Annotated in this window: 3 protein-coding genes and 1 pseudogene; 2 read left to right on the top strand and 2 right to left on the bottom strand. The window is 44.5% G+C overall.

Translation table 11 applies throughout. The features are described 5' to 3' along the window. Window positions 1-1,532 (bottom strand): annotated as a pseudogene (locus P5674_RS14640) (GUN4 domain-containing protein); the annotation flags it as partial. Window positions 1,533-1,820: 288 nt separating this feature from the next. Continuing rightward, the gene (gene glgB / locus P5674_RS14635) at window positions 1,821-4,127 is read right to left on the bottom strand and encodes a 1,4-alpha-glucan branching enzyme (protein ID WP_006616628.1); all 2,307 of its coding nucleotides are present in this window, start codon (window positions 4,125-4,127) and stop codon (window positions 1,821-1,823) included. Between the two features lie 521 nt (window positions 4,128-4,648). Between glgB and P5674_RS14630 the strand changes: the two genes are divergently transcribed. Together P5674_RS14630 and P5674_RS14625 are read left to right on the top strand one after the other, a co-directional pair. After that, window positions 4,649-5,233, top strand: a complete 585-nt coding sequence (locus P5674_RS14630; RefSeq protein WP_006616629.1) for a hypothetical protein — start codon at window positions 4,649-4,651, stop codon at window positions 5,231-5,233. Window positions 5,234-5,336: 103 nt separating this feature from the next. Further along, window positions 5,337-6,794: a recombinase gene (locus P5674_RS14625; protein ID WP_315670063.1), complete on the top strand. Its 1,458-nt coding sequence runs from the start codon at window positions 5,337-5,339 to the stop codon at window positions 6,792-6,794. The last annotated feature ends 195 nt before the right edge of the window (window positions 6,795-6,989 follow it).

Here is a 6,989-nt window from a genome sequence, read left to right as displayed (position 1 = left end):
GTCTTGTCAGAACTCCCACTAGCCAGGGTTTGATTATCCGGGCTGAATGCTACGGAATAAACCGAGTTAGAATGCCCCATGAGAGTTTTTTGTAGACAAGAATTGTTAGGGGGAAAAACAGGACGGACAGTATTTATAACTTGTGGAACAGAGAGTTGACAACCATCCACACGAGATAAAAGATGTCCTACCCATCCACCACCCACATTTCCAATACTCCATGAACCAACAACACCCAAAGGAAGGTGTCCTTCTGGTGCAGTAATATCAAAAATAATATCTTTCCAACCCAACCAATTTTGGGATTTTTTCCATCCTACCCTTTCTCCAAAAGATTCCCAAATTGTTGAGTTACACTCTTTGGTTCCCCCCAAACTTTTATAGATGCGTTGCTGCACAGAAAAACCAAAGCGCCCATGGCTATATTTGAGCCATAATTGGTCAATAGTGCGGAGGTCTTTACAGGGAAATTTCTCAGTAGTTGTACTATCTAACCAACCTTTGTCTTCCCGCTTACCCACAACTAAGATAACGCGCCTTGTTTCCTCGTCTGCTTCTTTCCACTTCCCCCCAGCGAGTAAGTCACGCAACCTTCTGTAGTCCATCCCCACGGCGGACTTTAATTCCCCCCCTTCCCCTACAGGCTTAGGAGGAAGAGGCGGACTAACAACATTCATCACCTCTTCCACAGACTGATAACGGTGTTTTGGTATAGGATTTGCTAACTTATCCAAAATATTACCCAATTCATCACTGACAACATTCCCATTCAATGAATCTCGCCACACCCATTTTCCATTCATCGGGTCATATAAATCAAAGGGGCTAACTCCTGTTAATAAATGCAGACAAGTTACCCCTAAACTATATAAATCACTCATAAATACAGCTTTCCCCATAGACTGCTCCGGGGCGCAATATTCCGCCGAACCGATAATTGTTCCAGTAGCTGTGCGCTGCTGTTGTTGGACGACCTTAGCTGCCCCAAAATCTACTAAAAATAACTTATTATCACTACGGCGGCGAATGATATTCTCTGGTTTAATATCTCTGTGAATTACCTGCTGACCATGAACAAACTTTAAGATTTTCAACAGTCCTATTAATAATCCTCTCACCTGGGTTGGTGAAAAAAAACCGTTTTGATCTAACTCAGATTTTAGGGTTTCCCCTTCGACAAACTCCTGAACCAAATATTGACGATTATCTGTGGTGAAATAAGCCATTAATTCGGGAATTTGGGGATGTTTGCCCAGTTGTTCTAAACGTTGTGCTTCTTGTGCAAATAATTGAGAAGCCTTTTCGGTACTGTCTGTTCCTTGAGCTTGGGGGAGGAATTGCTTAATTACACAATAGGGTTTTGAGGGTTTATCTTCGTCAATAGCCAGAAATGTCCGACCAAAACCGCCTTGTCCTAAAATTGACTGGGGCGCATACCTTTCTCGCAGGAGTAACTTGTTACCGCACTTTTGGCAAAATTGGGAAGTATCAAGGTTAGGCTGGAGACAGTCGGGGTTGAGACATTGACGCATAGGTTCATACTAGAGACTGTTTCTTTATGGATAATAAAAACTTTCTGGCTATGATATCATAAATAAGGATTCATGAACTACTCTCCTTTTTTCTGGTGGGAGAAATAATTGAGCAATTTTTGAACTCCCCTGTCCCGGTATGGGAAAGGAGTTGGGGGTGAGGGTTGAGAGTATGGTTGAGCAGGAAAGACAGACCGACGCACTGGTTGATATTTGATGACCAAAAACTGAAAACCCGGCTTCGGCAAAGAAACCAGGTTTTCTGTTGTCACAATGTCTTAATTAGACTTATTCACCATCATCAGTTTCCGACTGCTGAAAAGCCTTAGCAGTTTTCTCTTTATCCAACTTGAGAATCAGCACGCCGAGAGGAGGCAGACACAAATCAAGGGATTGGGGATAATTATGGAACCACCACTCATCAGTCCATTTTCCGCCCAAATTACCCATATTGCTGCCGCCGTATTCGCCAGAATCGCTATTAAACAATTCCGTATAGAAACCGACTTCGGGAACGCCGACGCGGTAATGGCTATGGGGTTGGGGGGTGAAATTACAAACCACCACTACGAACTCATCGGTATCTTTAGAGCGGCGGATAAAAGAGACCACGCTATGGCGATTATCGGTACAATCAACCCACTGGAACCCGGCTTCCGCAAAATCCTGGTCATAGAGGGCGGGTTCACTGCGGTAGAGAGTATTTATATCTTTAAAAAAGCGCTGAATCCCTTTGTGTGCATCAAACTGCAACATTTCCCATTCCAAGGTTCCCCAAGCATTCCACTCCTTCCATTGAGCAAACTCCATCCCCATAAAGATAGTTTTCTTACCAGGGTGAGCAAACATATAGGTAAATAAAGCCCGGACATTAGCAAATTTTTGCCAATCATCCCCTGGCATTTTACCGAGGATATTGCTTTTACCATGTACGACCTCATCATGGGACAAGGCTAACATGAAATTCTCGCTGTGGTGATACCACATACTAAAGGTAATGTTATTTTGGTGGAACTGGCGGAACCAGGGGTCCATGTGGAAATAATCCAACATATCGTGCATCCAACCCATGTTCCACTTGAGGTTAAAGCCTAAGCCACCGACATAGGTAGGCCAGGAAACCATTGGCCAGGAAGTGGATTCTTCAGCAATGGAGAGGATACCAGGGAAGTAGCTAAAAATGACATGGTTAGTCTGGCGAATGAAGTCAGCAGCTTCGATATTTTCGCACCCGCCATAATCGTTAGCGACCCATTCCCCATCTTCGCGACAATAGTTGAGGTAAAGCATGGAAGCGACAGCATCAACGCGAATGCCATCGATGTGATACTTCTCAAACCAGAACAGAGCATTAGCTACCAGGAAGTTACGGACTTCATTGCGGGAGTAATTAAATACTAGGGTTCCCCATCCTTTGTGTTCACCTTTGCGGGGGTCTCCGTGTTCGTAAAGGTGGGTTCCGTCAAAGAATGCTAACCCGTGACCGTCTTTGGGGAAGTGACCAGGTACCCAGTCCACGATTATCCCAATACCGTTTTGGTGACACTTATCTACGAAGTACATAAAATCTTCGGGGGTGCCAAATCGGGAAGTGGGAGCATAGTAGCCTGTAACCTGATAACCCCAGGAGCCATCAAAGGGGTGTTCGGCAACTGGTAGAATTTCGATATGGGTAAAACCTAGTTCTTTGACGTAGGGAATCATTTGATCGGCCATTTCCCGATAGGTAAAGAACCGACTACCAGGATCAAGTTCTACGGCTTGGACTGGAGGCTCAACGGTTCCATCGGGTAATGTGTGGGGTTCAGAAAAGGGAGCGCGATTCCAAGAACCTAGGTGACATTCATAAACGGAGACGGGGTGGTCGAGGGGGTCGGTGTTCCGCCGCTTTTCCATCCATTCGTCATCGTTCCACTTGTAGTTATTTAACTCAGCTACAATTGAAGCGGTTTTGGGTCGGACTTCCTGTTGGAAGCCGTAGGGGTCGGATTTTTCGTAAATGTGACCCTCGAAGTTTTTGATTTCGTATTTGTAGGCTTCTCCTGCGCCAATTTCAGGAATAAAGAGTTCCCAGACTCCGTTACCAAATTTCCGCATTTGGTGTTTGCGACCATCCCAGTGGTTAAAGTTCCCCAGAATTGAGACGTTGCGAGCGTTGGGAGCCCAAACGGCAAAGTAGACGCCATCCACGCCATTTAGGTTCATGGGGTGAGCGCCGAGTTTTTCGTAAATACGATGGTGATTACCTTCGGTGAATAGGTGAATATCAAAATCGGTTAATTTGGGGGAACGGAAAGCATAGGGGTCGTGGGTGACGCGCTCGTGTTCTCCTTCCTTGAAGCGCAGTTTATAGTTTTTCAGTTCGGGAATATCAATAACACACTCGAAGAAGTGGGGGTTATGAACGGAGTACATGGGGTACTCTTTCCGTTCTTCGGGTAGTACAACCCATGCTGCATCAGCGGTGGGGAGATAGGCTCGCACGGCCCATAGGCTTTTTCCATCTTTCTCAATTTGATGGGGGCCTAGGACTTCAAAGGGGTCGTGGTGATGGTTCCAAACAATCTTGTCAATCTGATCTAATGCTATGGTCATGGATATCAAACGCTCTACAACAAAAAGATTACTAGAGTTAACACTCCCACAAATTCAATTTAATGGGATTTCTTCGACTGCCAGCACAGAAACGCGGTTCTGAACCTACAGTCCCTAGATCGAAAAAGGCATTTAGGCTATGGGGTAGCCAGCCAGCTTTCGGTGTGTGTTCTGGAGGCAGCACACAACCACATTGGTCAACTGTAAGCTAGATCATCGGTTCCAATCAGCCTTAATTCCTCGATCGCCAATTGGCTAATTGCTCGGTGAATTTGAGCCGCGATCGCGTCCTAGGAGTTTCCGCCTAAGTATTGCCGTTACAGAATCGGGCATTTGGATTAGGGGCTAATTTAACACAAGTATACAAAGTTGGGTGAAACTTGGGACATTTATCGGCCAAAATTCATGGTTCAAGATACACCAGAGCATATCATCTGTGGTACAATAACCCTAATGTTTTTGTGGTTGCCTGAAAGGTCTGAGCAAAACTAACTAACTAACATTGTGATCAGGTGTAAGTGATGACTGTTGCCTTTAAACCCCGCCGCCCCAGTAAACGGGTCGAGGTGAATCCTTTTGTACAGGTCCGAAAGTCTCACAATGTGATTCCTCTCGATCGCATTCGTCAGAACCGGATGGTCAAACCGACTCCCTACTCCCGGGAGGAATCTCCCATTAGGACGATAGAGGCTAAAACTACAACAGTGGTGGAAGTGCTGCCTAGGCGGCAGGAACTACCGCTATGGTTGAAGGGCTTAATTACGGTGAAACAAATATCATCGGTGGCAGCCTGTGTGTTGATGGGAGGTGCTATGACTTTCTATGGGCTGAAGGTTTATGGGGAGTCTCGCTGGACAGGAGAATATCCGAGACTAGAACATCTGCGACAACAAGAGCAACAACTGCGGCTGGCTAAGGAAATACTCAAACATACTATTGTAGAATCAGCTCAAGATCCTGATGCGGGTTTGGAAATTCCTACGCCAGATAATATTATATATGTACAACCGGCAGAGCCGCGTCCGGCTACGGGGCGAGAACTTTCCTCGATTGTCAATCCTCCCTGGTCTTCGCCACCTCAAACAAATCAGCCTTTGGCTTATTAGCGATCGCTAGATGGTTGTTAAGCGTCTATATAGCCTACAACCCCTATTCTACCGTTACTTAGGTGTTACTCAAAGCCATAACAGAGTAACAAGTGAGTAAAAAATGAGTAACGCTACTGATACCCCTACAGTAGGGGGAAAGGGCAACTACGATGAGAGTTACGCTAGATTCTTGAAAGCCTATCAAGACTTTAAAGGGGAATGTCCCAAAGGAGTGACACTCAAACTACAAAAGTCCGGGGCTAGGTACAATCTACTATTGCAGTTTAAGCAACCACCTACCGGAAAACGACTACCCAAAACGGCTAACCTTGAGTGTACTCCAGAAGGGGTGATAGACGGCGTTAAGAAAGCTAAGTTGGTATCTGAAGCCCTAGGGACTATCACTAGCGCTAGTGAATTTTGGGATTGGTACGATGCGACTATCTTAGGAAAGAACCAGATTGAGGATAATCTGATAACTTACCGGGACATCTTTAAACAAATTGAGGATGAGTATTTTGCGGGGTACAACCGCAACACAGGAAGGAAACGTTCCCGCGATATCGCTAGCGACTTAGCATCTTACGAGTCTACTAAAGGGACATATTTCAAGTTGTTTCCTAATTGGGATGAATATCCTAGCTGGGAGAGTTTCAAGGCTATGCTATATATTCCCTTGCAGAATGGAGAACAATTAGTAGGCTCCAAAACCTTCAAGGAACGTTACTACATCTTAAAAGCCATAGCTGAGAAATCACCTAACAAAGACCATTTACTCAAACAGCTTGAACCTATTAACGCCAAACAAACACAATTCAGAAAGAAACAACGGATAGCTGTTGATGTATTTAAGGATTGGTGGCTTAATACTAAACAGGAAGCCTATAACATTAAAAACCCTCAACATCAATTAACAAGGCATAATTGGTTATGGGTGACTGGTATGGCGGTAATGTACGGGTTAAGACCTACTGAGATAGCCGCCGCCGTTAATCTAACTAAGCCATTTGTAACGGATGATGGTATCACTATCAAAGCACTATCAGACCCTGATAATCAAGACAATTACTTGGTATTAGGAGATTACACTTACTTTACTGACTCAGAAGGTCGGAAAGTGAGTATCAAAACAGGGGGAAGGATTGTAGCTCCAATTCCCAGCCCTGAAATGTTTGAGTTTCTGGAATTGAAAAAACCTTTATTGCCTCAATACACCCCTAAAAAAGGCAGTAAACCCAAAAGCATAGTTACAGGCTTTGAGACAACGTTTAGTCAACGACTTCAATTCATGAAATGCCCGGTAACCCAAAAATATGCTTTTCGTAGGCTGTACAACCTGTTAGGTGAAAAGTATGGACTACCTATCGAGTTGCGAGCGAGACTTATGGGTCATAGCACAATCGTCAACGAGAGTAAATATAAAACAAAAGGGATTGACGCTACCTTAGAAGTTCTCGATGGATGCTCTAAGTTACCTATACCATTGGATGTAGCCATAGAACGGTTAACAGCGTTAGGGTTTGATGTTGACACTCCAGAAGCTAAGGCATTTCTCAGAGTTATCTATCAGATAGATTAATCTAATCGTCAACCTTTCATAAATTAACACCCCTAGACTAAACCCCTAGGGGTTATTTTATGGCTACAAATTGATGGATCCTGTTATGGCTTTGAGTAACACCTAAGTAACGGTAGAATAGGGGTTGTAGGCTATATAGACGCTTTGATTGCGCCACAACGTGTTAACTATAAACCCTTATCCTAACAGCGATAG

The sequence above is a fragment of the Limnospira sp. PMC 289.06 genome, assembly GCF_032350395.1.
GTDB classification, from domain to species: domain Bacteria; phylum Cyanobacteriota; class Cyanobacteriia; order Cyanobacteriales; family Microcoleaceae; genus Limnospira; species Limnospira platensis.
Note: the sequence above shows the minus strand (reverse complement) of the source record. Positions and strands in the feature narration are given on the sequence as shown.